The 26,596-nt window shown below is 43.2% G+C and carries 28 protein-coding genes; 17 read left to right on the top strand and 11 right to left on the bottom strand.

What is annotated here, in order from left to right:
- Positions 1–15 precede the first annotated feature (15 nt).
- A complete protein-coding gene (locus tag SWP_RS01235; RefSeq protein ID WP_020910487.1) occupies positions 16–330 on the top strand; it encodes a helix-turn-helix domain-containing protein in 315 nt (104 codons plus the stop codon).
- A gap of 84 nt (positions 331–414) precedes the next feature.
- Here SWP_RS01235 and SWP_RS01230 read toward each other — a convergent pair whose 3' ends face one another.
- Entirely contained in the window at positions 415–1,434 is a 1,020-nt protein-coding gene (locus tag SWP_RS01230) for a WD40/YVTN/BNR-like repeat-containing protein (RefSeq protein ID WP_020910486.1), read from the bottom strand.
- Positions 1,435–1,675: 241 nt separating this feature from the next.
- Here SWP_RS01230 and SWP_RS01225 point away from each other — a divergent pair, with 241 nt between their 5' ends.
- Complete coding sequence (locus SWP_RS01225) at positions 1,676–1,978, top strand: hypothetical protein (RefSeq protein WP_044555537.1); 303 nt, start codon at positions 1,676–1,678, stop codon at positions 1,976–1,978.
- Positions 1,979–2,128: 150 nt separating this feature from the next.
- Here SWP_RS01225 and SWP_RS01220 read toward each other — a convergent pair whose 3' ends face one another.
- Positions 2,129–3,244 carry an aminotransferase class V-fold PLP-dependent enzyme gene (locus SWP_RS01220; RefSeq protein ID WP_020910484.1) on the bottom strand — a complete coding sequence of 372 codons (1,116 nt, stop codon included), beginning with the start codon at positions 3,242–3,244 and terminating at the stop codon, positions 2,129–2,131.
- A gap of 1 nt (position 3,245) precedes the next feature.
- Positions 3,246–4,421 (bottom strand): PrnB family protein, encoded by a 1,176-nt coding sequence (locus tag SWP_RS01215; RefSeq protein WP_020910482.1) that lies wholly within the window; start codon positions 4,419–4,421, stop codon positions 3,246–3,248.
- Positions 4,422–4,586: 165 nt separating this feature from the next.
- On the opposite strand from SWP_RS01215, the gene SWP_RS01210 reads away from it, so the two are divergent.
- The 5 genes from SWP_RS01210 (at position 4,587) to SWP_RS01190 (ending at position 8,511) form a co-directional block, all read left to right on the top strand.
- Positions 4,587–5,039 carry an Lrp/AsnC family transcriptional regulator gene (locus tag SWP_RS01210; protein ID WP_020910481.1) on the top strand — a complete coding sequence of 151 codons (453 nt, stop codon included), beginning with the start codon at positions 4,587–4,589 and terminating at the stop codon, positions 5,037–5,039.
- Between the two features lie 133 nt (positions 5,040–5,172).
- Complete coding sequence (locus tag SWP_RS01205; protein ID WP_020910480.1) at positions 5,173–5,775, top strand: TetR/AcrR family transcriptional regulator; 603 nt, start codon at positions 5,173–5,175, stop codon at positions 5,773–5,775.
- A 117-nt stretch (positions 5,776–5,892) separates the two neighbouring features.
- The gene (locus SWP_RS01200; protein ID WP_020910479.1) at positions 5,893–7,050 is read left to right on the top strand and encodes an iron-containing alcohol dehydrogenase; all 1,158 of its coding nucleotides are present in this window, start codon (positions 5,893–5,895) and stop codon (positions 7,048–7,050) included.
- A 91-nt stretch (positions 7,051–7,141) separates the two neighbouring features.
- Positions 7,142–7,819 (top strand): type 1 glutamine amidotransferase domain-containing protein, encoded by a 678-nt coding sequence (locus tag SWP_RS01195; RefSeq protein ID WP_020910478.1) that lies wholly within the window; start codon positions 7,142–7,144, stop codon positions 7,817–7,819.
- 68 nt (positions 7,820–7,887) lie between these two features.
- On the top strand, positions 7,888–8,511 hold the full coding sequence (locus SWP_RS01190) for a glutathione S-transferase family protein (protein ID WP_020910477.1): 624 nt from the start codon (positions 7,888–7,890) through the stop codon (positions 8,509–8,511).
- 42 nt (positions 8,512–8,553) lie between these two features.
- On the opposite strand, the gene SWP_RS01185 is transcribed toward SWP_RS01190, so the two are convergent.
- Together SWP_RS01185 and SWP_RS24690 are read right to left on the bottom strand one after the other, a co-directional pair.
- Positions 8,554–9,123 (bottom strand): MliC family protein, encoded by a 570-nt coding sequence (locus SWP_RS01185; protein WP_020910476.1) that lies wholly within the window; start codon positions 9,121–9,123, stop codon positions 8,554–8,556.
- 25 nt (positions 9,124–9,148) lie between these two features.
- A complete protein-coding gene (locus tag SWP_RS24690) occupies positions 9,149–9,721 on the bottom strand; it encodes a pilin (RefSeq protein ID WP_020910475.1) in 573 nt (190 codons plus the stop codon).
- Between the two features lie 206 nt (positions 9,722–9,927).
- On the opposite strand from SWP_RS24690, the gene SWP_RS01175 reads away from it, so the two are divergent.
- From SWP_RS01175 to glnG, 3 genes are all read left to right on the top strand, one after another.
- Positions 9,928–10,443, top strand: a complete 516-nt coding sequence (locus SWP_RS01175) for a DUF4124 domain-containing protein (protein WP_044555536.1) — start codon at positions 9,928–9,930, stop codon at positions 10,441–10,443.
- Positions 10,444–10,622: 179 nt separating this feature from the next.
- Positions 10,623–11,663: a nitrogen regulation protein NR(II) gene (gene glnL, locus SWP_RS01170; protein ID WP_020910473.1), complete on the top strand. Its 1,041-nt coding sequence runs from the start codon at positions 10,623–10,625 to the stop codon at positions 11,661–11,663.
- 11 nt (positions 11,664–11,674) lie between these two features.
- Positions 11,675–13,090 (top strand): nitrogen regulation protein NR(I), encoded by a 1,416-nt coding sequence (gene glnG, locus SWP_RS01165; protein WP_143711154.1) that lies wholly within the window; start codon positions 11,675–11,677, stop codon positions 13,088–13,090.
- A 69-nt stretch (positions 13,091–13,159) separates the two neighbouring features.
- Here the strand turns inward: glnG and SWP_RS01160 are convergent, their stop codons facing one another.
- The 4 genes from SWP_RS01160 to SWP_RS01145 all read right to left on the bottom strand — a co-directional run bounded on the left by SWP_RS01160 (position 13,160) and on the right by SWP_RS01145 (position 16,234).
- On the bottom strand, positions 13,160–13,714 hold the full coding sequence (locus SWP_RS01160; RefSeq protein ID WP_020910471.1) for a porin family protein: 555 nt from the start codon (positions 13,712–13,714) through the stop codon (positions 13,160–13,162).
- A 293-nt stretch (positions 13,715–14,007) separates the two neighbouring features.
- Positions 14,008–14,562, bottom strand: a complete 555-nt coding sequence (locus tag SWP_RS01155; protein WP_020910470.1) for a porin family protein — start codon at positions 14,560–14,562, stop codon at positions 14,008–14,010.
- A 173-nt stretch (positions 14,563–14,735) separates the two neighbouring features.
- Positions 14,736–15,605, bottom strand: a complete 870-nt coding sequence (gene fieF / locus SWP_RS01150) for a cation efflux pump FieF (RefSeq protein WP_020910469.1) — start codon at positions 15,603–15,605, stop codon at positions 14,736–14,738.
- Between the two features lie 143 nt (positions 15,606–15,748).
- Positions 15,749–16,234, bottom strand: coding sequence for a Spy/CpxP family protein refolding chaperone (locus tag SWP_RS01145; protein WP_020910468.1), 486 nt, complete (start codon positions 16,232–16,234; stop codon positions 15,749–15,751).
- Between the two features lie 228 nt (positions 16,235–16,462).
- Between SWP_RS01145 and SWP_RS01140 the strand changes: the two genes are divergently transcribed.
- Together SWP_RS01140 and SWP_RS01135 are read left to right on the top strand one after the other, a co-directional pair.
- On the top strand, positions 16,463–17,146 hold the full coding sequence (locus tag SWP_RS01140; protein WP_020910467.1) for a response regulator: 684 nt from the start codon (positions 16,463–16,465) through the stop codon (positions 17,144–17,146).
- A complete protein-coding gene (locus tag SWP_RS01135; RefSeq protein WP_020910466.1) occupies positions 17,147–18,514 on the top strand; it encodes an ATP-binding protein in 1,368 nt (455 codons plus the stop codon).
- A 22-nt stretch (positions 18,515–18,536) separates the two neighbouring features.
- Here SWP_RS01135 and SWP_RS01130 read toward each other — a convergent pair whose 3' ends face one another.
- Both SWP_RS01130 and SWP_RS01125 read right to left on the bottom strand, forming a co-directional pair.
- Positions 18,537–19,571, bottom strand: coding sequence for a helix-turn-helix domain-containing protein (locus SWP_RS01130; RefSeq protein ID WP_020910465.1), 1,035 nt, complete (start codon positions 19,569–19,571; stop codon positions 18,537–18,539).
- A 44-nt stretch (positions 19,572–19,615) separates the two neighbouring features.
- Positions 19,616–21,217: an SLC13 family permease gene (locus SWP_RS01125; RefSeq protein ID WP_044555534.1), complete on the bottom strand. Its 1,602-nt coding sequence runs from the start codon at positions 21,215–21,217 to the stop codon at positions 19,616–19,618.
- A gap of 322 nt (positions 21,218–21,539) precedes the next feature.
- On the opposite strand from SWP_RS01125, the gene SWP_RS01120 reads away from it, so the two are divergent.
- From SWP_RS01120 to SWP_RS01100, 5 genes are all read left to right on the top strand, one after another.
- Entirely contained in the window at positions 21,540–22,175 is a 636-nt protein-coding gene (locus SWP_RS01120) for a hypothetical protein (RefSeq protein WP_044555533.1), read from the top strand.
- Positions 22,176–22,191: 16 nt separating this feature from the next.
- The gene (locus tag SWP_RS01115) at positions 22,192–22,662 is read left to right on the top strand and encodes a CYTH domain-containing protein (RefSeq protein WP_020910462.1); all 471 of its coding nucleotides are present in this window, start codon (positions 22,192–22,194) and stop codon (positions 22,660–22,662) included.
- Positions 22,663–22,667: 5 nt separating this feature from the next.
- Positions 22,668–24,005 carry a hypothetical protein gene (locus SWP_RS01110; protein WP_020910460.1) on the top strand — a complete coding sequence of 446 codons (1,338 nt, stop codon included), beginning with the start codon at positions 22,668–22,670 and terminating at the stop codon, positions 24,003–24,005.
- Between the two features lie 292 nt (positions 24,006–24,297).
- Positions 24,298–25,659: an OprO/OprP family phosphate-selective porin gene (locus SWP_RS01105; RefSeq protein ID WP_020910459.1), complete on the top strand. Its 1,362-nt coding sequence runs from the start codon at positions 24,298–24,300 to the stop codon at positions 25,657–25,659.
- A gap of 13 nt (positions 25,660–25,672) precedes the next feature.
- Positions 25,673–26,500: a hypothetical protein gene (locus tag SWP_RS01100; RefSeq protein WP_020910458.1), complete on the top strand. Its 828-nt coding sequence runs from the start codon at positions 25,673–25,675 to the stop codon at positions 26,498–26,500.
- Positions 26,501–26,596: the final 96 nt, after the last annotated feature.

Below are 26,596 nucleotides of genomic sequence, written 5' to 3'. Positions count from 1 at the left end.
CTAGTGGGGTAAAATATGGAGATTGATGCGATAACCGTAAAAGCACTGCGCCAGTCTAAAGGCTGGACACAACAGCATTTGGCCGATGCTTGTGCTATTAGCTTACGCACGGTTCAGCGAGTAGAAAAAGAGGGCAGCGCATCAAGCGAGACATTATTGGGTTTGTGTGCCGTGCTGGAGGTTGAACAAAGGAATTTGTTACAGATCCCAATACCTGAGCGTCATCAGATGCAACAAGTCTCTTTGCGAGCTCAATCAATAATACTCGTAATTGCAGTTGTATGTGGTGGCTGTATAGGTGCAGCCATCATGTATCTGCTTATAAGTTAACCATACAGCCCAAGTCGAACACTTGGGCTTTTGTTCATTTTTTAGCTTTATTCAACATTCAAGTAGCGCTACAGGAATTAAGATTTACTGCTTTTGAGGCATGATAAATACTGCAACTCTGCCGTTATGTCCTGCGGCAACCACGGTGTCGTTATCAATCGCCAGTGTATAGTAACCTTGTTTTAATCCGTCTATCTGCAGCGGTTGCCAACTGTAACCATGGTCAAATGAAATATCTGTAGAGAGCTTCCCTGTCGCGATACATGTGGCTTGATAACAAACCATCGCAGTGCGCAGGCCTGGGGTAGATTTTCGGGTTTTATGCCACACCTTATTCTTTAAATATACGATATTGGCATCATGTTTATCCCGTTGTTGATAGTCGCCTCCAACCACAAAAATATCATCAACACTATTTTTCGAAATACCATAGCCACCGGCAGTTTGAGTGTCATCGAATAAAGGGATATGTGTGCGTTGCCAATACTCGCCAAAGTCTTGGGAGGTATAAATCGAGCTACTGTAGCCGCCAGTAGTAAACCATGCTTGGCCAGACTCTCCGACCATTAAGGTATTGCCGCTGGCTGCAAATGCCACTTCCCTATCGAGCATTTCCGGTAATCTGCCCCGAGCTATTCGTTGCCAAGTCTTTCCACCATCACGTGTTCGTAAGATAACAAAGCAGCCGTCAACAGGATCCCCTAACAACAAACCATTATTGCGGTCCCAAAAAGCAATCGAATCAAAAAATCCTGCTTCATGTTTGTTTTCCAGCAATAACTGCCATGAAGCGCCCTGATCTTCGGTAATGTAGAGTTTAGATAACTCGCCTTCACCAGCTCCCATCACTATCGCCGTATTGGCATCAAACACTTCTATATCACGAAAGTCTGTTAATGGTTGGTTTTTAACAGAAACATCAAGCCAAGTTTTCCCTGAATCCTTGGATAGGAACACACTATTTTTAGACCCACTCACCCAGAAGACCCCGTCAGCAGCAGCGCTACCACGAAACGATAGATTGGCATCTATTTGCTGTGTATTCCAGGCACTGGATAGAGCTGAAAAACTGAATAGACAAAGTAACGACATGATTAACTTCATTAAACTCACCTTGTAATACTGAAGTACTTTAACTATCACCTAATACTAGGTAATAGGCAACTAACACTTAAAGGGCAAACCATATCAATCCACCTCATTATCTCACCAGCATTAGCATAAGATTAATTAAGCTAATATTAAACAATAACTTAGGCTAAAATAAACACAAAAAACAATGGACAATTATTATGCAACACGCCTAAACTGTGATCTTGCTCACAGTTTTATGGAAGGAACTAAAATGAAAACATCCCTTATTACCCCATTGATACTAGCAACACTTCTATTCTCAACATCAACTTTGGCAGCGATGGCGCCAGTGGTAAAATGTAACGATTGCAGTGCTACAGCCTCACTTGACACTGCCAAGGCATTAGCTTCAGACAATGTTTATGTCGTTGACTTTGTAAATGCTACAGCCCAGAAATATATATCTGATGATAAAGGCAACACAGTAGTTGCGAAAATGAGTCTGGGTGATATCACTAGATTGAATCAACAGTTTGACTACCGAAAAACGCATCTACGGGCACTAAATCGCTAGAATTTACGCTCGCTCAAGGTTACTGTTACCGCAGCTTATTGGCTATTTAAGGCAGAGACTATACGGTTTAGTCATTCTATAACGCAGTAAAAATAGCTTTAAGCGAAGCATTTGGCTCCCTATAGAAGAAACAAATGCGTCGCTTAGCTTTTATATCGATTTAATCAGCTGTATGAACCCTTGGATATCGGCCTCGTCATTATAAATATGTGGCGACACCCGCATTCCAAAACTCCTTACATCAATACTCACATTAGCACTTTTTAGTCTTTGTAAGACTTGTTGCTGCTTACCTGCAAAATCTAGAATCATGGTACCGCTGCGTTGATTTTGCGCGTGAGGAGAAACCACTTTTCCGTCTAGTTCCTGAGCTATAATATCGAGCAACTGTTGGTTATGTTGCCGTAGTGCAATCGAGCCAATACGGCTGAAGTAATCAATGCTGTGAGATGCTATGGCAAAAGGGGCAATGGAGGGAGTACCGCCCCAAAATTTCAATGCGCTTTGATGATAACGAAAGTCATGAATATCAAACTCGAACGGATTTTCATGGCTAAACCAACCGACATCTTTAGGTTGGCAATCTGTTATATGCTGATTATTGACCCAAAGGTAAGCCGCTCCAGGTCCACCACATAACCATTTAACACTAGAACCTATCATAAAGTCAGCCTGTAACGCGTTAAGATCTAGCGGAACAACACCTGCTGACTGTGCGATATCGATTAAGGTTAATACCCCTCTTGATTTAGCAATTTCGACAATCGATTTTAACGGCGGTAGCTGGCCGGTATTTGAATAGGCATGACTAACAAACACCATGTCGACATCGGCAGTAATATAATCATCCCACACATTGGCATCAGTAATATCGCACTTCACAGGAATAAAGCGCAATTCGCAACTGCTAGGTAACGCCTTCTTCAGCGCAAACCCCATACTGGGAAAATCAAGTTCACTCATTAAAATCACAGTATCATTTTGCTGCAAGCGTTCTACAGACATCACCAACTTTGTCAACGCACTCGACAGGTTAACTTGCGGGCAAAACTCGCTAGCCGGGGCGTTAAATAACATTGATAACGCCTGAGTAAAGCGTTCAATAATACCAAGCCAATCTCCCCAAGGTTCAACAGCTGAATCTTGCCACGGAGTGAAGAATTGCTGCTTAAAAGACTGCTCTGCCGTTTTTAGTGGCCGTCCCACAGAATGGTTCAATAAGTAACAACCTGGCGCCAACATAAAGTCGTTTTTAAAGTCCTTCATATCAAAGCGCCTCTAAACTGGCTTTGAGCGATTTAATATCATCATAACGCGTGTTGATATCACTACGGTCAGCGGCAGATCGTCGGTCGCGGAGTTTCTCTAATGCATTCAAAAGTACCGGTAGTGGTGGGCCGCTGGCAGTTACCTTTTCCATATGCTGTTGCTGCAGTTTCTTTGAAGGAACTGCAATATACTTGTTCACTAGCTCGTTATGATGTTGGATAGCGGTATCACCATGGAGGGCGCAAACTTCTAAAAACAGTGCTACGTTTTCTGTAAACCATGATTGCTGATTTAGATGCTTTAGTGCTAAAAGCTCATCCATAAAACTGGTTCGACGCATGCAATCACGCAAAATGCTTTGATCTTCTGGCATCATATACAAAAACTTATCTACCAGCATTTGCGAATAGGCAGGTTCATTAGCCTCACACAGCCCTAACAACATATCGATGACGTTAATGCCAGCAAAGTCGCCCGCATTGGCACCACGATACACCTGACTCCCCACCCTATATGGCTTGTAATAGGGTCTAACGCAATAGAAAAAATCATCAGTATCGAGCTTTTTAAATAACTGTTGATTTGATTCTTTAACATCAACTAGCGCTTGCTTCGCGACCTTGAGTAAATCAGCTGCAATAGGGTGAGTGATCCCAAGAGGCTCAATTTTAATCAGCGCGTCGGCTGCACGCTTATACGCCAAAATGCCCTTAGTGTTGTAGTCAACAAATAGCTTTTCCGCAGGTAGGTTAGTAAAGCGCTTATAAAGACCATTGCGTGCACTGTTATGGGTGGTTAAATGGGCAGTGGCAAATCTTGGCGTTACCCCTATAGAGGCGCCAATGTGCATTGCTAAAGCCGATGCTTCAGTGAGTGGTGATACTCTTTCTCGCGAAGGCTCGGTTATCTCATGACGGCGACAAGCCGCCATATACAACCCCACATTTCCCAATAGATCAAAGGCATGATCGAAGCCTTCATCGGTGTTCCCCTCTGCCAGCAAGGTCGCAATCATCTCACGCCCTTCGGCTTCCAAGGCCATTTTTAAATGTTCACCAACACCTTCAACATTGGCGCGATCTGTCTGCTCAGCATACAGTTGCTCTAATTCGGTATTTATCTCGACAAATCGAGTGCGGATCCAGTGATCGAAGGCTCGGGTATTGAGGGTCATTTAATGAGTCCTATTTTTGTTTTTATTTTGTTGAATTAGCCTATCAGTATCTTTCAGGTTGAAATCATCATTTTTCGTTGAATAACGTCATATTAAGATCGGATCTCACTACAAAATAACGTTATAGTGTTGAAATAGACTAAAAATAAATAATGGGATGACTCATTGGATAGTAAAGATCGTAATATTCTCGCTATTTTGCAAAAGCATGGTCGCATTGCAATCTCTGAGCTCGCCTCACGACTCAATATGTCTGATACCCCTTGCCTTCGCAGAGTCAGAAAACTCGAAGACAGCGGTGTTATCAGCGGCTACGCTGCTCAAATAGAGCCAAAAGAGGTAGGACTTAACGTCGTGGTATATGCGTTTGTACGTCTCACCGAAAATTCCGACCATCACGCCGAGCGGTTTGAAACAGCGATGCAAAACCTTGAGCAAGTGATGGAGTGTTCGGTGGTAACCGGTGGGCATGACTACGTTTTAAAAATTGTCGCGACAGATCTGCTTAGCTACGAAAGTTTTGTAAAAAAATCCCTGGGGAGCCTTAATTGTATTGCAGGTATTGAGTCTACCGTAGTGCTAAAGCAAAACTTTTCCCGTAGTACCTTACCGCTATAACTACATTATAGTTAACGAGTAATCAGCAACTTAATCACGAGCACCGCCTTCGTAGCGCTCTATAATATCGCCGTTATTTGGACATTTAAAAAACAACTAGACGACCGGTCTAATACAGCGTACGATCAGCGTCATGAAAATTGAATCTCAGCAAACACGTCAACATATTATCGATTCTGGCTATAGCCTTATTTCAAGTAAAGGCTTTTCAAATGTCGGTTTATCGCAGATCTTAAAATTTGCCGATGTACCAAAAGGCTCGTTCTACCACTACTTCAAATCTAAGGAGCAGTTTGGCGAGGAGATAATCAATAGCTACTTCAAAGGGTATCTTAGTAGTATCGATGAATTGTTTGAGCCTCGACATGGGACCAGTCTTGAACGGCTGATGAGCTATTGGTTACGCTGGCAAAAAACACAGAGTGATTGCAGTATCGACCAGAAGTGTTTAGTGGTTAAGCTCAGCGCTGAAGTCGCCGACCTTTCTGAATCGATGCGACTTGCGCTTGATAAAGGCTCATCGGCAGTCATTACTCGTCTAGCCGAATGTATTCAAGCTGGTATTGAAGATGGCTCACTGCCAACAATGCAAGCTGACATTACTGCAGAAACCTTATATCAGCTTTGGTTAGGCGCTAGCTTAAAAAATAAGTTATCCCGTGATCCAAATGCAATCGAACGCGTATTGCAAGTCACCAAAGCCCTGCTGGCTTGGCCAATACCTCCGCTGAAATAGCCAACAGTTTAATCTCCCCCGCCTATGCTTAAGGCGGGTATTTTTTGGCTGTTAACTAGACGACTGGTCTACTAAACAGTATTTATGCGATGTATACATCGATAGACAGGAATAATTATGTATAGCTTTGATTATTACAACCCGACACACATTAGCTTTGGTGAAGGAAAGATTGCAGAACTGGACAACCTAGTGGCAAAAGATGCCAAAGTTCTAGTGCTATTTGGTGGCCGCAGCGCAGAAAAAACGGGCACTTTAGCCGAAGTAAAGGCAGCACTAGGCCAGCGTGAAATCGTTGAATTTGGCGGTATCGAAGCCAACCCGACTTATGAGACGTTAATGCAAGCTGTTGAAATCGTAAAACAGCAGAAGATCGACTTTCTACTCGCTGTAGGTGGTGGCTCAGTGATTGATGGCACTAAGTTTGTTGCGGCTGCAGCACTTTTTGAAGGTGAGCCATGGGATATTCTTTTAAGCTGGGGCGCAAAAGTCACTCAAGCAATGCCTTTCGGTACTGTACTGACACTGCCAGCAACAGGCTCTGAGATGAACAGCGCCAGTGTTGTGACTCGCAAAGAGTACCAAGCTAAATTGTCATTTATGAGCGATCACGTATATCCAAAGTTCTCCGTTTTAGATCCGAGCAAAACCTTCACCCTGCCAGAGCGTCAAGTCGCCAACGGTGTGGTAGATGCATTTATTCATATCACCGAGCAGTACTTAACCTACCCAGTCAATGCTGCCGTGCAAGACCGCTTTGCAGAAGGATTGCTACAAACATTGATTGAGCTTGGTCCTAAAGCCTTAAGCGAACCAAAAAATGTCGATGTTAGAGCTAACCTAATGTGGGTAGCGACAATGGCACTTAGCGGTGTGATCGGCCGTGGCGTTCCCCATGACTGGGCAACCCATATGATTGGTCATGAACTCACAGCACTGTATGACATAGACCACGCCCGCACTATCGCTATCGTATTGCCAGGCATGCTTGATTGTCGCCGCGAAGGTAAGCAAGAAAAGTTACTGCAATATGCCGAACGTGTATGGGGATTAACTCAAGGCACTAACGACGAAATTATTGATGCTGCAATCGCTAAAACACGCGGTTTTTTCGAAGCTATGGGGATCAAGACTCGCCTGAGCGACTATGGTTTAGATGCCAGCAGTATCGACAAAGTGATCGAACAACTGGAAGCTCACGGCATGACAGCTTTAGGCGAAAAGCAAGATGTCGATCTTGCCATGAGTCGCAAAATTTTAGAGCGTAACCTGTAAGCATAATAATTATATTGCAATCAACTTACTGCATAACTCGCTGGTAAATCGAGTTATGCCTACACAATTAGGCATGAAGAAGGATTACTAGATGAATGTATTAATGGTACTAACCTCTCACGACAAACTAGGCGATACAGGACTTAAAACAGGGTTTTGGTTAGAAGAGTTTGCCAGCCCATACTATCGCTTTAAAGACAGCGGTTTTAACGTCACCTTAGCATCACCTGCTGGCGGCCAACCACCACTCGATCCAAGCAGTGAGCAACCAGACTTTCAAACAGCAGCAACTGACAGATTCAATAAAGACAGTGATGCCCAGCAACAACTTGCTAGCACCCAAGCGCTTGCACAAGTTAACGCTGACGATTACGACGCTGTTTTTTACCCGGGCGGTCACGGGCCGCTGTGGGATCTAACCAATGATGCGAATTCCATTGCACTGATAGAGAACTTTTATCAAGCAAGTAAGCCCGTCGGCCTTGTCTGTCATGCACCAGGGGCACTTAAAAACGTCAAAGCAGCAGATGGCACACCGTTAGTTGCCGGTAAAAAAGTTACTGGCTTTACTAATACAGAAGAAGCTGCTGTTCAGCTTACCGATATCGTACCTTACCTTGTTGAAGACATGATGCTGGCTCACGGTGCGCTTTATAGTAAGAGTGATGATTGGGCGAGCTATTTAGCCGTTGATGGCAACCTCATTACCGGCCAAAACCCAGCATCTTCTGAAGTTGTGGCCGATGAGATCATCAAGCAGCTTAAGTAATAGCCGTCGCCTGTTATAAGCGGCGTACTTGAGTTGCGTCGCTCAATATATTTTGTAAAGGACTGCCAATGATCACTCTGCATCATCTCAACAAATCGCGCTCAAAGCGGGTTATCTGGTTACTTGAAGAGCTGGGACTAGACTACCAGATTAAAGCGTATCAACGAGATAGCCAAACCTTCTTAGCACCACCAGAGCTTAAAGCGATCCACCCGCTGGGTAAGTCTCCAGTGATTGAGTATAAACAGCAAGTTATTGCCGAGTCAGGTGCTATCACTGAATACCTAATTGACACTCATGCAGCAGGCCAGCTGGCTCCAGAAAAAGACAGCAGTGATTATGTCGAATACCTTCAATGGCTCCACTTTGCAGAAAGCTCGGCCATATTGCCTTTACTGCTTAGAATGTTTGTCGCTAAAGATGGCTGCCAAACCAATTTCCTAGAGGGTTACGCTGCCGTCGAAACAGAAAAAATCCTCAGCTATGTCAATCAAGCCTTGGTAGGAAAACGCTACTTAGTTGCAGATAAACTCACTGGAGCAGACATTATGATGTCGTTCATTGTAGAGCTGTTAGTTGCCAGTGGTGAAGCGGAGAAATACCCTCATATCGCCACATATGCCAAACAGTTAGCTCAACACACTAGTAGCATTAAGGCGAGTGAAATAGAGCTAAAATACGATAATAGCTAAGCTTGCTTGAAGAACTGAAAAGGCAGCTCATGGCTGCCTTCATTATTTTCGGATTTCACACTTCGTCGAAGTGTCAAAATAACGAATGCTAGCTTCGCCATGATGCTCCCAAAATTCAAAGTTTTGTCCCTGATACTTAGCACCACTTCCACTGCTCACATAGCTAGCGATCAACTGTTGATCATTAAAGCGAAAAACCGCAGTAACTGGATCTAATTGAGAATAATAAACAGCAGTGATTTGTGGAAACTCGTCGCAATCAAACACTACACTAGCTGAAACCTCTATTAGCCCACTTTGGATCTGTAACCCAATGATGCGGCTTTGGTAGCTTAGCGCAGTGCATTGACGAACATCTACCGACTTCCAGCAATCATTGCGCCCTTTTATCCAACCTCTCTGTGTCGCTTTGGGTTGCTGCGCAGCAGGAATTTTGGGTAGCGCCTGATGATACACCTGCGCCAACTGCCTATCTAAAGTGGCAAGTTCAGCATCGTTACAGATTAATGTTTCGACGCTACCACTTGCTTTATTACAGTCAAAACTCGGTGACGCGGCCAATGCAGGTAAGCTAAGAAATATAGCTAACACCAGCCATTGTGGTTGTGGCATAAGTCCCTCTTAGATTTGCAGCTGATTAACTGCAATCGCTTAAATCAAGCTCAACGATGGGCAAGCTACCTAAACCAACAACATTACGGCGGTTGGGTGTAAAGTAATACAGATAACAAGCATCTTGATTGACGTTATTCCCCTGGGGAAAAATAACAAAGCCTCGCCCCCTCTCAGAGCTATAACCACGACTATTAAACCAGCCACGATTTTTCTCACGCGCGCACCAAGCTGTGGGGGAATTATCTTCTGTACATTGATTACTGCTCACGAAAGTAACACTATCAAAGTCAACAATCTGGTCGAAGGTGTCATCCCATCTACCATCAGGGTATTGACCACGCACCTCAATAACCTGGCCATTCTCCAGTGTAAAACTACGATTATTGCTACTTAAGTTTTCTGGTCTAAGCGCTATTTGTGCCGCAACCAGATCTCTCGCGGACTTTAGACTGCCTTGCATCCCTTTCATTACGGCATGATCTGCGTCTGACCTTAAGTCTAAGAACTTAGGCGCTGCAATCACCGCCAAAATACCCAGTACAATAATCACTACCACCAGTTCAATTAAGGTAAAGCCTAGATTGAATTTTTTCACGCCCTATTCCCTATATCCACTATATCCACTATATCCATGTACGCTACGCGCTTCTATGTTCAACAGTAGCACAAAAGTTGCTCAGGCTTAGCTTTAACATGAATAGTATAGGATTCAGTGTAAGTTAGCGGCAACAAAGTTCATGATTTCTTGTTAAAAAAGCGTTAATCTTGCATAGCCTACGTACCACCATGGAAGCTACGATTATGCGTTTAAGTTTACTTATTTTGGTTCTGCTAATTAGCCCGCTATTACATGCAACGGTTTATAAGTGGATCGATAAAGATGGTAAAGTGCATTTTTCAGATGAGCCGGTGAACAATGCCGAAGTGGTGGAGTTTAAAAAGAATACTGAAAACCAAGTAAAACTGCCGCAGCCTTATCGTCAAGCTGATTTATCTCAGCCCTCAGAGGTGAAAGTCAGCTACGACATGCGTATCACCTCTCCTAGCGAAGAGGAAACCATTAGAAGTAACGAAGGCGAGATCTCAATAGCAGTACAACTTGAGCCAGAGCTTGCCTCCTCTCACCTACTTGTTCTGTTTATGGATGGCAAACAGTATGGAGATGCACAGCAAAGAGGCTTGTTCCGAGTGACCAATATAGATCGTGGCGAACATAGCTTTATTATCAAGGCCCTAACACAAGACGGCAAACTACTTGCATCTACCCCACCAAGAACAGTGTTTCTTCATCGGACAATACAAAATAGAGCTAGATAGAACTTACAATAAAGGCAATAAAATACATTAAAGCCTTTATATACAAAGCATTAACCTTTAACAGTTAGTATTATTGCCTCGATGAAGTCTAGTTGCAGAACGCACCATTTTGGTGCACCATAGTGGTGCAACCAAATTATCGTTCCAAAATGGTGCAACTAAATAAGGTGGAGTCGTAGATGGATACAGGTTTATTGCTCAACCACTTAGTCACTGCGGTGCTGGTCATAAATGATGAGCTAGAGTTGCTTTATACCAATGTAGCTACAGAGCAATTGCTAGGAGTGAGTAACAACAAATTACTTGAACTTAGTTTCCCCCACCATTACCAAACCTTGGCAGTCGATCTAGCTGTTTTACAACTCGCTATTCGGGATAATCAAGGCTTAACGGTTAACACAGTGTCATTGGTCACCCTCGATGGCCAGCAGCATACTGTTGATGTCACCTTAACTCCAATTGAACAAGAAAATAGACAAGCGTTACTAGAGCTGAGACAGGTCGATCAGCAACGACGTATCCATCAGCAACTCACTCAAGATGCCCAGCAACAAGCGGCACAATTTTTGGTGAGAAACCTTGCTCATGAGATCAAGAATCCGCTTGGAGGGTTACGAGGCGCCGCGCAACTATTATCACGAGAGCTTAAAGAGCCTGAACTCAATGAGTTTACCGATCTTATTATTGAGCAAGCAGATCGCCTACGAGGCCTTGTTGACCGGTTGTTAGGCCCGCAAAAACCGACTCAACACAGCCTCTATAATATTCATGAAGTGGTACATAAAGTATTGCAGTTGGTCAATCTAACACTGCCGAAAAATATTAACCTAACCCAAGATTATGATCCCTCGATCCCCGATATCGAAATGGATCCCGAGCAGTTACAGCAAGCTTTGCTTAATATTGTGCAAAATGCGGTACAAGCACTCGACAAAGCAGGCGGGAATATTCGCATAAAAACCCGCACTCAGCATCAAGTCACCATTGGCACCCAGCGGCATAAATTGGTACTGATGCTATCCGTTATTGATGACGGTCCAGGCATTAACCCCGAGCTCATGGATACATTATTTTACCCTATGGTAACCGGCCGTGAACAAGGCTCAGGTTTAGGCTTATCTATTGCCCATAATTTTGCCCGACTACACGGCGGCCGCATTGATTGTGACTCATCTATCGGTCGTACCGCTTTCACCATTACCTTACCCATCAATAGCTAATTGAGGAAGATATAAACATGACAGAACAAGTGTGGGTCCTCGACGATGATAGCTCTATTCGCTGGGTACTTGAAAAGTCGCTCAAAAGTGCCAACTTAAGCAGCGCCAGTTTTGCTGCTGCAGAGTCGCTATGGGACGCCTTAGAAATGGCACAGCCCAAAGTCATCGTGTCTGATATTCGTATGCCAGGCACCGACGGATTAACTTTATTAGAGCGCTTGCAAAACCACTATCCGCATATTCCCGTTATCATTATGACGGCACACTCTGATCTTGATAGCGCTGTTAGCGCCTACCAAGCCGGCGCATTTGAATACCTGCCAAAACCGTTTGATATTGATGAAGCCATCTCCTTGGTTGAGCGTGCTATAACACATGCTAACGAACAAAATAGTAGCAATACTGCATTGGAACCAGTTATTGCCACACCAGAAATCATTGGCGAAGCTCCTGCGATGCAGGAAGTATTTAGAGCCATTGGCCGCTTGTCTCGCTCATCCATTAGCGTATTGATTAACGGCCAATCAGGTACCGGTAAAGAACTGGTCGCTAGCGCGCTGCATAAACACAGCCCGAGAAAAGACGGATCTTTTATTGCCATCAACATGGCAGCTATTCCCAAAGACCTAATTGAATCTGAGCTTTTTGGTCATGAGAAAGGCGCCTTTACTGGCGCAGGTAGCGTGCGCCAAGGTCGATTTGAACAGGCTAATGGCGGCACGCTGTTTCTCGATGAAATAGGTGATATGCCACTAGATGTGCAAACACGTTTACTCAGGGTGCTAGCTGATGGGCAGTTTTACCGAGTGGGTGGCCACTCGCCAGTGCAAGTCGATGTCAGAATTATCGCTGCAACCCATCAAAATCTAGAGTTACTGGTACAACAAGGCGAATTTCGGGAGGATCTGTTCCATCGACTCAATGTTATTCGAGTACACCTACCGCCTTTATCGCAACGACGAGAAGATATTGCGCAACTGGCTCGCCATTTTTTAGCCATTGCAGCAAAAGAGATCGATGTTGACCCCAAAACATTGACTAAAGAAACGGCCAATAAGCTAGCAACTTTGCCTTGGCCGGGTAACGTGCGTCAACTAGAGAATACTTGCCGCTGGCTAACGGTAATGGCATCAGGACAAGAGATCTTACCGCAAGACTTACCACCCGAATTACTGCAAGAAACCAGCATATCTATTGATGAAAGCAGCAACAATAATGATTGGCAGGCAGCGCTCAAGCAGTGGATAGACCAACGCTTAGCCGATGGAGAAAGTGACCTATTAACTGAAGTTCAGCCAGCCTTTGAGCGCATCTTGTTAGAAACGGCACTCAAACACACCAATGGCCATAAACAAGAAGCGGCCAAACGCCTAGGTTGGGGACGTAATACGTTAACCCGAAAGCTTAAAGAGCTGGCAATGGAGTAACCCCTGCGCAAGAAACAAAAAAAGGATATCAAGCGATATCCTTTTTATTACAACTGACAGCAGTAATGATTAAAACTGGTAATGCATACCTAGGGTGACATTAGAAAATTCAACATCAGCATCAGGCAAGTCGAAATCATCGGATTCCAGTGTCGCAGACATAAAGTCATAGCCTAAGCGGACAGTTAACTTTTCAGTTATCGCAGCATTAACACCTGCGCCGTAGGTCAAGCCAACACCAGTGTAATCGATATCTGGTAACGCACTTTCAATAACAATCGCTGCAGATGCAATACCCACTTTACCGTACAGAGAAAAGGTATCGTTGATCACCCATGTAAATTTAGGCGCGGCAGAGAATGAAAGCGCATTAGCCGTTGCTTCCCCCTCGTCGATGAAGTCATTAGTAAGGTAAAGTGCGCCTTCTAAGCCAAACCACTCATTGAAGTTATAACCGCCGTAGGCTCCATAGCTTTGGCCTGATTCTGAACCGCCTTCTAAGTCTGCAGAAAAAGCACCAATTTGACCACCAGCATACGCTCCAACACGATCCGTCTCAGCTAAAGCAGCATTTGAAGCTATTAACCCTAAAACGGTTAATGCCACAATTGATAATTTGTTCATGATGATTCCCTTACATCGTTTTGTGAGGCTCGGAAACTATCACAAATCTTACTACCTTGATAATATTAAACTTTAATGATTAGAAACTCTCAACTTAATAACAATTTTTCACTTTTATTCAGAGCTTAGATACAAAAATGCTTGTTTGTAGTAACCCTATTTATTCGTTGCTCATAGAATTAATACTTCTAGTGATTAGTCCTGAAAAAGTGTCCACGTGAATTAGGACGGGAAAAACATACGAAAAAGGATATCAATCGATATCCTTTTATTAGAATTTACTGCAGTATTTTTTAGAACTGGTAATGCATACCTAAGGTAACGTTTGACAGATCCATATCAATATCTTGTGCGCCAAAATCGTCTGAATCAAGTTCCGCAGAGGTAAAGTCATACCCCAAACGGATATTAAGCTTGTCAGTTACTGCAGCGTTAACCCCCGCGCCAACAGTTAAACCAAAACCTTGGTAATCAACATCACGGATGAAAGTATCTGTAACAACTGCGACAGACGCTAAGCCAATTTTACCGTAAAGAGAAAAAGTATCATTAAGGACTAAGGTAAATTTAGGTGCGACACTAAATGATGCCGCATTGACACTGGCATATTCATTATCAACAAAATCGTTAGTAAGGTAGATAGTACCTTCTAGGCCAAACCATTCGTTAAAGTTATAGCCACCGTAAGCACCATAGCTTTGACCTGATTCTGAATCACCTTCAACATCTGCTGAAAAGGCACCAATTTGCCCCCCTACGTATGCACCAACACGATCCGTCTCTGCAGAAGCATAAGCAGAAGCGGTTAAGCTAAGCACGGCTAACGCTACAATTGATAATTTTTTCATGATTAATTTCCTACATCTGTTTTGATGCAAAGAAAATTAGCATATCAACGATACAAATTGCGACAATTATGCGTAAATAATTATTTTTATTACCTTTAGTTAACCGCAGGCCAGCACCACTACAACATTAATCCAGCATTAAACCTACCAATCAAACATTAAAAACTCTCATTTCATACGGGGTCTTGGTGAATAATCACCTCAGCATCGGTAAACTCTTGCCGGATACGAATAGAAGTTTCCACTGCAATGCTGTGGGCCTGATTCAGATTTAGCGTTCCGTCTAACTCAAGGTGAAACTGGATAAACATTGTTTTGCCGGACTCTCTGGTTCTTAAATCGTGAATACCTTTCACTTGCGGATCGTTAATGGCAATTTGGGTGATTTTATTTCGAGTTTCATCATCAAGCTCTCTATCAAGCAAAGACTGCACAGAGCGATATGCAAGCCCTACCGCTTGCTGGCCAATAAACAAGGCAATCAACACAGCAAATAGACCATCAGCCCACCACCAGCCATATTGCGACAACACTAAGGCAAGTAATACTGCAGCATTTAAAAATAGATCGGATTTGTAATGCAAAGCATCGGCTTCAACCACTGTACTAGAGGTGGCAGCCAGTGCCCTTTTTTGCAAAACCACCAACGCAAAGGTCAGGACTATCGCAATAATGGAAACGATCACACCTAAAGTCGCGTGCTTAACCTCAACGGGATTAACTAAGCGCTCTCCACCATGAAAAAATAATAGAAATGCCGACCCTAAAATAAAAGCAGATTGGGCGAGTGCCGCTAATGGCTCTGCTTTTCCATGGCCATAACGGTGATCTTGATCTGCTGGCACAATGGCATAGCGAATGGCAATAAAGTTAACGATAGAAGCTAATGCATCGGCAAAAGAATCCGTTAAAGATGCCAGCATACTGGCTGAGCCCGAGTACATCCATGCAGCGAGTTTGATAACGATAAGGGTTAAAGCTGTTGCTACCGCCGCGCGGCTAGCCAGCTTAACCCAGAAATCATATTGGGAAGTATCATTCATAAAGTCTGTTTACTAATACAGTAAGGGAATTACAGACTTTAAGTTTATAACAAACTTGGGAGAAAATCTGATGACTTCTCCCAAGTTAATACAATCGCTTTAATAGAGAAAAGTAATTAACTCATAGCAATTTGTATTATAGATTATCTATTATGGCGCTTAGCAAAACGTTCTTTAAACTTCTCCTGCTGCTCAGGCGTCAATAATTGATACGCTTGGTTTTGCAGCTTTAGGATATCCACAGCTTTTTGCTGACGAGCTTCTTGCTTAGCCGCCAATGCTTGTCTTACGTCATCTTCACTAAAATTGCTTGTCGTAATAAAGCTTAACATCTGCTCTTTTTGCGTTGCTCTTTCCTCTTTTGATGGACGGTTTTGCTTCATCTCATCGCGGTGAGCCAGAAACAATGCCTTTAGCTCACTCTTTTGCTCATCCGTTAAATCTAAACCACGGAACATTTTACGCATATCATGATGACCACCGCGCTCACCTTTCATCTGGTGATAGCCATGTTTACCATGACCTTCATTAGAATCTTTAGCATCATCAGCGGCATAAACGCCTGCAGTCAATAATGTCGTGCCAGCCACTATGGCGAGCAAACTTGCTTTCAATGTATTGTTTTTCATAATGGTAGCCTCTTTAGGTTTAACTTAGCTTAGAATTACTAAGCTGTATTTGACGGTTCCCAGTGTAACGATTGCAATGTAAGTGAGGGTTTAGCTTGCGTAAAACACTGTAAAGCTACTGCAACTAATCATGTCAGTGGCTATCTTTACGTTCAATTACACTCCTAAACTGCAATTGACACCAAACAAGGTATACTCCAAATATTAAGACAGCTAAAAAGGGTTAACATGAGCCGTATATTGTTGATAGATGATGATTTAGGTCTTTCAGAATTGCTAGCGCAGCTATTAGAGCTTGAAGGATTTGAACTAACGTTAGCCCATGATGGACAGGTAGGGCTCGATCTTGCCGTTGAGCAATCGTTTGACCTTATCTTGTTAGATGTGATGCTACCAAAGCTAAATGGTTTTGAAGTATTACGTGCACTACGCACTAAAAAACAAACCCCAGTGCTGATGTTAACCGCCCGCGGTGATGAAATAGATAGGGTGGTTGGCCTTGAAATTGGTGCAGATGATTATTTGCCAAAACCGTTCAACGACCGTGAACTTGTTGCTCGCATTCGTGCGATTATTCGCCGCACAAATGTGCACACAGATGACAAAACTCAAGCGGTACAGACTTTTGGCGATCTCAAATTAGATCCTGCCCGCCAAGAAGTTCACTGCCAAGATCAACTTATTGTGCTTACAGGAACCGAATTTAGCTTGCTCTTCGAACTGGTACATCATGCTGGAGAGCTTGCATCCAAAGAGGTACTCAGCGAAAAAGTGTTAGGTAAAAAGCTGATGCCATTTGATCGCAGTTTAGACATGCACCTTTCTAACTTGCGTAAAAAAATGCCCGAACGCATCGATGGACGCCCAAGGGTGAAGACTATCCGCGGTAAAGGCTACATCTGGTTACCCTAAATGCCGATAAGAAAGAGCCCCAATAATATTTTCGTAAAGTTGCTGCTTGGCTTCTGGCTTTGTAGCTCGCTTATCATTGCACTAATCGGTCTGTTACCACTATTGCAACAGAACCATGATCAATCGGAATTGCCGCCTCACCTCGAGAGACTGCTATCAAAGATCGCCCATAAAATAATTGAATCGCCGCAATTATTACAACCAGAGAGATTAAAACGCTTTAGCCGTTTCAAAGAGCGCGACGGCCGCCCGGTGAGGCTCTACCTTGTCGATGAAAACTCACACGTTCTTAACTCCCATAAGCCGTCCAGAGCGTTACGTCGCTTTATGCTGTTAGCTGACGAAGCTGGTAAGCCCATTAAACATCAGTTTAGAGACGAATTGCTTTTTGGTCCTTATGAGTTCACTGTCAAAGGCAAGCAATATGCGCTATATGGCCGTCTGCCGGAGCACCACCCTCGGCCTTGGTTTTTCTTCTTTATTGACAACAAGCTACTAACCCTGAGTATTGCTATCTTACTGTCCGGTTTACTCTGCGGACTATTTGCTTGGCACCTAGGTAAACCACTGCGATCGCTTAAAAGCAGCGCTGATGAACTCGCAAAAGGCGATCTAAGTAGCCGAGTCGACAATGCCACTGCGAAGCGCAATGATGAGATAGGCCAATTAGCTCAAGCGTTTAACGGTATGGCTGACTCTGTAGAAGATATGGTCAACAGCCAACAACGGCTCATCAGCGATATTTCGCACGAGCTGCGCACCCCGCTGACAAGACTGAAATTATCATTGGCACTGAGTCGTAAAAAAGGTCAGCAAACGCCAGAAATGGAACGCATAGAGTATGAGGCCGATCAACTCGAGAAGATGATCGCGGAGCTATTAGAGCTTTCACGAGTAAAGCTTAATGCCAATGAATCGAAACGCCATCTAGAACTCGCTGAAGCGTTAAACCAAGTGCTGGATGATGCCGATTTTGAAGCCCAGCAGCAAAACAAATACCTCCACATTGATATCGATGAATCGATACAGCTACCCATCTACCCGAGGCCGCTGACCCGAGCTGTAGAGAACTTACTGCGCAATGCGATTCGCTATGCATCATCACAAGTCACAATTCAAGCTTCAACCTCAGCTCAAAGCCTTAAACTTGAAATTATTGATGATGGTCCAGGGATCCCCGATGCAGCTGACTTAGAGGCTATTTTTAAACCTTTCTATCGACCACAGTCAGCCCGTGACAGAGAGTCTGGCGGTTGGGGATTAGGCTTAGCGATAGCTGAAGCGGCGATTACCGCTCATCAGGGGAAAATAAAAGCCGACAATTGCCAGCCCAACGGCTTAAGGGTAACTATCACCCTGCCGCGCTAGCGAACCGATAGAGAAGCTCTTTTTAGCGGTTCTCTATCGATTCTACTGGGATCAAATGGCGGCTTAAACTCAGCACTTCCGCCGCCGTTCTGCCTAAGGTGTATCTTCCCGACTGCGACTCACTCTGGTTATATTGCGACTGCCACTCAGTAAAATACTGGTTTAGCTGCTGTAGAGAGGTCACTTTATTGGCCTTAAGGAATGGCTCAAAGAATTCGTTGTAGGAAAATGTCTGAAATCTTGCAGCAATACCATTAACCACAGGACCGTTATACGCCCTCATTTGAATATGCTTAATCTGCTGCTCACTCAGTACACGGTTAAATGCAACGCCTTTTCTACCAGAAAACTCGGTTCCCCTATCGGTCAAAATACTATTGATCTTAATGTGGTTGTCTCGATACCAAGGTAAAACGATTTCTGACAGAAATGTGGCGACTGAGGCTGAACTATTATCAGTCATAACGGCGGCAATGGCATATTGACTATAGCCATCGACAAAGGTGTGCTGATATAACTGTCCTAAAGGGGTGATCTCACCTAAATCATAGGTATCTTGCACACAAATATCACCAGGGAATAAACACTCGATCATAGCTTCATCCGGTGACAGCTTATACAGCTGCTCCAAATGTTGCTGCTCCAACGGTGTCCAATCTTCCTCTTGCTTCAACTTAGCGTTGAGTGCCAACAACCTGCTTTTCTTGGTTTCGAGATTATGCCGTACCCAAATAGTGCGTACACCACTGGCAGATATCACACAACCTCTCGCAGTCAACAGTTCAGCCGCTTTCGCTTGGCCGTAGTTGGGGTAATCTAAAGCGATCTCTATCACTTGCTCTTCAACTTCGGCAGATACCCTATTTTTTATCGCTGGCTTCTTGCGTGACAAATTCTTAAGTCCACGCTCTCCTGCAGTCGCATACTGTTTTTTAAAACGATAATAACTATCACGACTGTAGCCCATAATGTCGCAGGCTTTGCTAATACTGCCTAGCTCTTCCGCCAGCTGTAACAACGCGAGCTTACTGCGAATTTCATTATTCTTGGCACTCATACTCTATCTCGCTAATGCTTGTAAATTAACAGTCGAACCTTGCACTACCAGAATACACCATTTGGCGCATAGCCCAGCCATTTAAACCAAGTTTCTCCCATTAAGATACTGGTCGCCCAGCCAATCATCAACATGGTGAAACCAAATTTGAAGGTATCGCTCAAACTGTAATGATCTGTGGAATATAATAGCAATGCAGGCTTACTATTAAACGGCAAAACATAAACATGTTCAATGAGTAATGCCACCGGTAAGGCTAAACTCATAACTGGAAAATCAAAGCGTTGTGCGATACCTATAGCGATTGGCACAAATAGCATGGTGCGCATCGTTTTAGACTGAAATACTAACGAGCTAAGTAACATCGCTCCTGTTAGCGCAATATAGAAGACGCTAAAAGGTGTGCTTTCGTCTAAACCAAAATATTCCAAACTAAAGTTAACCGCTAGATTTGGTAAGTCCGTTTGCTTAAATCCAGCACCTAAGGTGTAAGCGCCAGCCGAAAATAGTAATAGATGCCAAGGCACATCAACTTCGTTCCAGTTAACCACCCCTATACGCGGACAAAGTGCCACTATTGCGCCAATGAATGCAATAGCTGTCGCGCTAATGCCATGGTATTTATCGGTCGCCCAAAAAACTAGAATAGTAATGAATATCACCAGAGACTTTATCTCCCTCCAGCTTATTCTCCCCATTTTATCAAGCTCTTGCTGTAGGCGTTCCATGCCACCTTCAATCTGTGGCAGCCTCTCTTCTGCTGCCAATGGAAAAAAAATCTTGGTTGCTATTAGCCAGCCAATGACAATCATGCACAGCACAATAGGCAAGGCCACTATCATCCAATCGGCAAAGAAGAAGCTGCCACCAATCGCGCCAGCGATCAAACTCGCAGCAAGTAAATTAGCACCAGAGCCCGTGACAAAGGCACCTGCACATAAGTTGATTTGCAATAGGTTCTGCAGCACCAAATTACGACCAAAGTTATTTTTATTATCACCACCACGGGCACCATACACAGCTGCGATAACCATAAAAATGGGCATCAAAATAGCTGCTTTGGCGGTTGTCGCAGAAATAAACGCTGACAGAACTAAGTTGATCACCATAAAACTATAAAAAATAGGCGTTGCACTGGTACCAAAGCGACAGACAAACCACAATGCAAAACGTTTTGCTGCACCAGAAGTCACCAACATGGACGCGAGTATAAAAGAGAGTATATTCAGCCACATTATCGGATGGCCGAGTTGTGCATAAGCGACTTTCTCAGGTAAAACCCCGGTCAGCACCATAGTAATGATTACCATCAATGAGGTTAAATAATTAGGAATAGGCTCGGTAATCCATAAAATAACTGCCGCACAAAAAATGGCTAGCATGGCCGTTCCTCTTGCACTAAAAGTACTTAAACCATTGACTTGTAGGCTTTCGAATGCGGTTTTACTCAAAGTCTGTGGATCAAAGTTGACCAGGAATGAGGCTGGATCAGAGTAGAGTATGCCGACGAAAACGGCTAATGCTATCCATATGCCCGCCCTTGCTAACCATTGTTCAAAACAACTTTTTGAACGCACTGGCAAGGTTTCCATGCGGTACTGGCTCATATCAAGTGGATCAACCTGCGATTCGGTTTCTTTAGACATTATTATTATTCCCTAAGCGAATTACCTTTATCTAAACCTTAACGATTATCGCCAAAAAAAAAGTCGATCCAGATCAACAAAGCAACTCATTAGTTACAACTAAAAAATATTAACAACAAAACACGCTAACCAATCAAGCAACTAAAGCACTGAAATATAGCGCAAAATTAACAACAGAACAAAGCAACAATGACGCTATCGTCAGATTAGGTCTAAACTAATAATTAAAAACATTGATCTAGATCTATTTCTTAACTCCAGATAATCAGTACTGTAATAGCGCTCCTATTCAAGCATCAATCTAATTACAGAGGGTTCTACAATGTCAGAATTGAAAATCGGTGAAATATCTAAACCTCGTTTCGAGTTTCGCACTTTTGGTCAAGATTTCACTGCGTCAGCAGAGCGTATGGCTCGACTCTCAATGCCTGTTCCAGAAAAAGTGTGGCACCGAGAAAGTGACGAAATCTATATTATGTCTCGCACCAATGATCTAAATAACACTAAAATCCGCGACGGCAAGATGGATGTAAAATCTTATGTCACTACCACTGACGGGCTAGAACAATGGGATCCTAAGCTAAAAGCTGAATTTCCTATTAGTAAGCAACAGCTGGTCGATGAAATTTTTCCCGCTTTTATGGTAGAGCAACCAGAGCTTATTGAAAGTGAGTACAGCTTTGATGCATTTATCGCACTTATTGATAACCACCCAGATCTACAAGCAGTAAAGATCCATAAAGAGCGCTTTGGTTACATGGTGAACAATACTATTTGTGAAGTAGCCAACGTATTGGTTAACGGGGCTAAAATAGTCAGCATCAATAGTGAGTCCACTGAACTGGAAGATATTCAGCAAACAATCAAAGACGTAAAGCTCGAAGGTGTCGAAAACATCAACTACTTGCAAGCAATCAAACGCATTATCGGTATGAAAAACCTACCTCTAGCAAACTAAATTGGGAAGCATCAACATGGCTCAAGAAATTGAAAGAAAGTACCTAGTAAAAAGTGAAGCATTTAAAGAGCTTGCCGCACGTTCAGTACGAATTATCCAGGGATATTTAAGCTCAGTGCCTGAGCGAACAGTTCGGGTTCGTATTAAAGGAGATAAAGGTTATTTAACGATAAAAGGGATCGGCAATGAATCAGGTGCCTCACGTTATGAATGGGAAAATGAGATCCCTGTAGCAGAAGCGCAAGAGCTACTTAAAATTTGTGAGCCTGGCGTTATTGATAAAACACGTTACTTAGTTGACTACGCTAACCACATTTTTGAAGTCGATGAATTTTATCAAAGCAATCAGGGCTTGATAGTGGCCGAAGTAGAGCTAAGTGATGAAGCACAAACGGTGAGTAAACCAAGTTGGCTAGGTGAAGAGGTAACCGGTGATGCCCGCTATTACAACTCTATGCTAATGAAGCAACCTTTTACCACTTGGTAAACTAGATGACAGTGTCGCTATTTCAAGCTGATCAGTACCACCTTAATGTGAAGGCGGATTTTTCGCCTCACTTAAAGCATGCCCAACTCAAGGTACATTTCTTTCTTCCCACTCAGCTGGCAGAAAATAGCGACATTATAAACCCAACGAGTTTTTATCAAAACCTACTACAAAAACAAATACTTAAATCAACTACCACTCCAAGTATCACTGCACTACAACAGGCTCTTTTAATACTCAAGCAAACTGCTTATGCCAAAGCTGCTGACAACATCAGCCGCTACCGTAAGGCACTATCTCATTTTGTTACGGACATTCGCATCATACTGCTCGATGCAGATATAACGACTTTGCAGCGACTCGATGATTGTATCGAATCGTTTTGTTCAATACATGATAATGAGGCATCACTTACCGAGAGCCGCCTTTACCGGCTAGCGCTACATCAAATAATCTATTACTTTTATCAATCTCTTCTAAGGCAAGCTCGAAAACTACGACCACATCCCACCGCCAACATCAATCAGCTTATCCATAAGACCGAACTCTTCGCCAGCAATAACAATCTTAAACTACATGATGCTAGCGAGGAGGGACGTGAGCGCTTACTTAACAAGTTGCACATTGCTCGTAAGGTTATCAATAGTCCGTATAAAGTTAAGCGCAAAAAACTAAGAAATGGCGAGCTAGCTGAACAGTTTATCTTTGGCGTTGCCGCCGCATTTGCAATGGCCTTTGCCACTGGTGTGGCCTTTGCGACTCAAAGAGCCTTTGGCAATTTTTCCACGCCGTTTTTTTTCTCCCTTGTCCTATCTTACATATTCAAAGATCGGATCAAAGAGCTCGGGAGGAACTACCTAATGGAAAAATTTTCTTCACGCTACTTTCAGCATCAATCTCGATTTTACCAAGGCAATAATTTGCAGGAGATTGCGACCACAAAAGAGAGCTTTTACAAGCAAAAACGCAATAAGCTGCCACCCAAGATCCAGTCCATTTTAAAACGTTTGTCTGCTCAAGAACCTGCTGATGCTCCAGCTCATTGGGTATACCAGAGAAGCTACCGATTCAGTCGTGCAAAGCAACAAAACGGAAACGAAAAGTTTATAGATGAACTTACACTAAACCTAAGCAAGACACTGCGTTCCCTGCCTAAAATATTAAGTAACCATAGTTACTATGCCGAGCATAAAATACGTACTGAAACCGTACATAAAGTCCATACAATACAGCTGTTAGTGAGCATCACTACTGATGATAAAACTGACTACCTCCAATATAGAATTGTGACCAGCAGAAAAGGAATACATGGCGTTTACAAGATAAATATCAATAACATATAAAGTATAAAAAGTTAAAACCTAAGCAACGACATTCACTGTGATAATGCCTATTTTATCGCGGTCACTCCCTAATGCCCCCTGAATAAACATCAGAATTTCGATAGCAATTAGCTACAAGTAAACCTATGTCTACTATTTTTAAAAACGAGACCCGAAGTGTACGATTAAGTTGAAATTAGTCGATCTAGATCATGTTTTTATTTTAAATACCTCTTTACTATAAAGCCATCAAGAGACACCAAGTTTTTACACAGCGTTAACACTAATAAGAATGAAATTAAGGAAAACTATTATGGTGAACAAAAACAGCTTTTCCCCATCTCGTGTTGCACTTGCTATTTCAGCATCGCTACTATGCTTATCATCTGCCGCTATGGCATCTGAATCAGATAAAATAACGGAACTTGAAGAGAGGTTAAATGCGCTAGAAATTGAGCTGATTGAGGCTAAAGATGCAGCCAATGACATCGACCGCGTAAAGTTTAGTAGTGGTGACCCATCGCCTGAATTTATCTCTAAAGATGGTCAATCAACCATGCAGTTCACTGGTCGAATTCAACTTGATTACGTCAATGCAGACCCATTTTACACCGGCAGCAAGCTGGAGTATGAAGATGGCCTCAATGATGTCAGTTTTCGCCGCATACGCTTTGGTGTCGAAGGGTATTTTTCAAATACATGGAAGTACTCATTAGAATTTGATTTTGATGGTATTTCTGAAGTCGAAGTAAAAGATGCCAATGTCAATTATCGCGGTTTTGATAACTCTGAGATTAAAATTGGTTTCCAGAAGTTTGGTTTCGGCATGGAAGCCACTGGTAGCTCATCACAGCTGGCATTCTTAGAACGCGCCAGCACTGATACTTTCTCTGCAGAACGCGCAGTCGGTGCCTCATGGCTTTATAAAGGCGACGGCTATAACTTCACCACGGGCTACGGCGTTACGGCTCTGATCAATGATGATGATCTCAATGAGAAACAAGATGTGGTCAATGCGCGTTTTACCATGACCCCTATCAAGAACAGTGATCACTTGCTTCATATTGGTGCCAGCGGTTTATATACAAAGAATAACAGCAACATGGAAGAAACCCGCTATCGCGCGCGTCCGAATACTAAGGTCACAGGTCGCATCATAGATACTGGCAAGTTCAATACCGCATCGACTCAGCACTATGGTATTGAGGCAGCCTACCAGCATCGCAATTTTTTACTGCAAGCTGAGTACATGATGGCTAAAACGGATGACCTATTTGTTAAAGGTGACAATATGGGCTCTGCCACGTTTAACGCAGGTTATGCCCAAGCTATTTACACCTTAACAGGTGAGAGCTGGCGCTATGGTGCCAAGAAAGGCACCTTCAAAACCGTTAAGCCTGAAAATGCTGTTTCCGCTGGTGGTTACGGCGCTTGGGAAATAGCCGCCCGTATTGATGTCGCGGACTTCAATGATACCGATGCCGAGATTTACGGTGGTAAGAAAACCGATTACGTCATCGGCCTCAACTGGTACATAGAAAACAACCTAAAAGCACAGTTCAACTATGTACACACACAGGCTGATTATGAGGAGTCTTACACTGATATTAATGGCGTTGAGATGTATGAGCAGGACGGTAATATTTTCCAAGCTCGCCTGCAATATGCATTTTAATTGAGGAGTTAATATGAGAAACAATCTACTACTCATCGGCTTAGTGAATTTATGCCTAAGCTCCAGTGCCTATGCTTTGTCACCTGAGCAATTCACATCGCTTGAGTATCACGTCAACACTGGGGTAGGAAAAACCCTCCCCTATGCTGCTAATAAGATAACGCCAGAATTTAAAAAAGCATTTAGCTTTATTAAATTTGATGAAGATACCTCAATTAAACTGGTCACGTTCATTGATACACCTAATCGTGCCTTTAAAGAAAAAGCGATTAATATTCGAGTTAGGGAGCATGTAACAAAACCTCGAAAGAGTAAAATTACCGTTAAGTTACGTGCGGCAGATCCAACAAGTTTTGGCGACGTCAGTAACTACAGGAAAGCTGAGATTGACTATACCAATGGTAAAGCGGCTTATAGTGTCAGCTACGATATTCCCTACTCACCTGGTGATATCGATGTCAAAAAAGTGGACTACGAACAGGTTTTCAAAATCTTAAAGGGCAACAGTGCCGTATGGGGAATTGTTGGTGACATTTATGAAGCCAATAAACAAGATTTAGCCCAAACCGTAGTCATGCGAACCCATGGCTGGGAAGGAACTTTAGATGATAAACGTTTTGATGATATTGAAATCGACTTTCAACTATGGACGCCCTACTACCGCCAACCAAGAGTCGCCTTTACTGAGTTCTCATTTAAAGGCAGCTTAAAGGACGAAAAGCGTCTTGAGCAGGCTTATAACTACTTATTCAAACAGGTTAATGCGGTCAACCTTGGAGAGGGCGATAACCAAGGCTCTAAAACCAATGCCACCTTTAAAATGAGTAAAGCATTTAAGTAATACCTCTCGACCGATTGCAAACTTGGCGGTACACCGCTCCCGTATGGCCTCGTTTGCAATCCACTCCCGGTGATCATCAAACTAAAATAATAAGGA

The sequence above is a fragment of the Shewanella piezotolerans WP3 genome, assembly GCF_000014885.1.
In the GTDB taxonomy this organism is placed as follows: Bacteria; Pseudomonadota; Gammaproteobacteria; order Enterobacterales; family Shewanellaceae; genus Shewanella; species Shewanella piezotolerans.
Note: the sequence above shows the minus strand (reverse complement) of the source record. Positions and strands in the feature narration are given on the sequence as shown.

Bases quoted from the DNA above. Each gene is read 5' to 3' on its own strand.
- SWP_RS01145 (WP_020910468.1), bottom strand. From the start codon at position 16,234: ATGAAAAACAATACATTGAAAGCAAGTTTGCTCGCCATAGTGGCTGGC.
- SWP_RS01230 (WP_020910486.1), bottom strand. From the start codon at position 1,434: ATGAAGTTAATCATGTCGTTACTTTGTCTATTCAGTTTTTCAGCTCTA.
- glnL (WP_020910473.1), top strand. From the start codon at position 10,623: ATGGATACAGGTTTATTGCTCAACCACTTAGTCACTGCGGTGCTGGTC.
- fieF (WP_020910469.1), bottom strand. From the start codon at position 15,605: ATGAATGATACTTCCCAATATGATTTCTGGGTTAAGCTGGCTAGCCGC.
- SWP_RS01125 (WP_044555534.1), bottom strand. From the start codon at position 21,217: ATGTCTAAAGAAACCGAATCGCAGGTTGATCCACTTGATATGAGCCAG.
- SWP_RS01195 (WP_020910478.1), top strand. From the start codon at position 7,142: ATGAATGTATTAATGGTACTAACCTCTCACGACAAACTAGGCGATACA.
- SWP_RS01190 (WP_020910477.1), top strand. From the start codon at position 7,888: ATGATCACTCTGCATCATCTCAACAAATCGCGCTCAAAGCGGGTTATC.
- SWP_RS01115 (WP_020910462.1), top strand. From the start codon at position 22,192: ATGGCTCAAGAAATTGAAAGAAAGTACCTAGTAAAAAGTGAAGCATTT.
- SWP_RS01220 (WP_020910484.1), bottom strand. From the start codon at position 3,244: ATGAAGGACTTTAAAAACGACTTTATGTTGGCGCCAGGTTGTTACTTA.
- SWP_RS01140 (WP_020910467.1), top strand. From the start codon at position 16,463: ATGAGCCGTATATTGTTGATAGATGATGATTTAGGTCTTTCAGAATTG.
- SWP_RS01105 (WP_020910459.1), top strand. From the start codon at position 24,298: ATGGTGAACAAAAACAGCTTTTCCCCATCTCGTGTTGCACTTGCTATT.
- SWP_RS01130 (WP_020910465.1), bottom strand. From the start codon at position 19,571: ATGAGTGCCAAGAATAATGAAATTCGCAGTAAGCTCGCGTTGTTACAG.
- SWP_RS01235 (WP_020910487.1), top strand. From the start codon at position 16: ATGGAGATTGATGCGATAACCGTAAAAGCACTGCGCCAGTCTAAAGGC.
- SWP_RS01155 (WP_020910470.1), bottom strand. From the start codon at position 14,562: ATGAAAAAATTATCAATTGTAGCGTTAGCCGTGCTTAGCTTAACCGCT.
- SWP_RS01215 (WP_020910482.1), bottom strand. From the start codon at position 4,421: ATGACCCTCAATACCCGAGCCTTCGATCACTGGATCCGCACTCGATTT.
- SWP_RS01200 (WP_020910479.1), top strand. From the start codon at position 5,893: ATGTATAGCTTTGATTATTACAACCCGACACACATTAGCTTTGGTGAA.
- SWP_RS01185 (WP_020910476.1), bottom strand. From the start codon at position 9,123: ATGCCACAACCACAATGGCTGGTGTTAGCTATATTTCTTAGCTTACCT.
- SWP_RS01110 (WP_020910460.1), top strand. From the start codon at position 22,668: ATGACAGTGTCGCTATTTCAAGCTGATCAGTACCACCTTAATGTGAAG.
- SWP_RS01225 (WP_044555537.1), top strand. From the start codon at position 1,676: ATGAAAACATCCCTTATTACCCCATTGATACTAGCAACACTTCTATTC.
- SWP_RS01120 (WP_044555533.1), top strand. From the start codon at position 21,540: ATGTCAGAATTGAAAATCGGTGAAATATCTAAACCTCGTTTCGAGTTT.
- SWP_RS01135 (WP_020910466.1), top strand. From the start codon at position 17,147: ATGCCGATAAGAAAGAGCCCCAATAATATTTTCGTAAAGTTGCTGCTT.
- SWP_RS01160 (WP_020910471.1), bottom strand. From the start codon at position 13,714: ATGAACAAATTATCAATTGTGGCATTAACCGTTTTAGGGTTAATAGCT.
- SWP_RS01100 (WP_020910458.1), top strand. From the start codon at position 25,673: ATGAGAAACAATCTACTACTCATCGGCTTAGTGAATTTATGCCTAAGC.
- SWP_RS01175 (WP_044555536.1), top strand. From the start codon at position 9,928: ATGCGTTTAAGTTTACTTATTTTGGTTCTGCTAATTAGCCCGCTATTA.
- SWP_RS01205 (WP_020910480.1), top strand. From the start codon at position 5,173: ATGAAAATTGAATCTCAGCAAACACGTCAACATATTATCGATTCTGGC.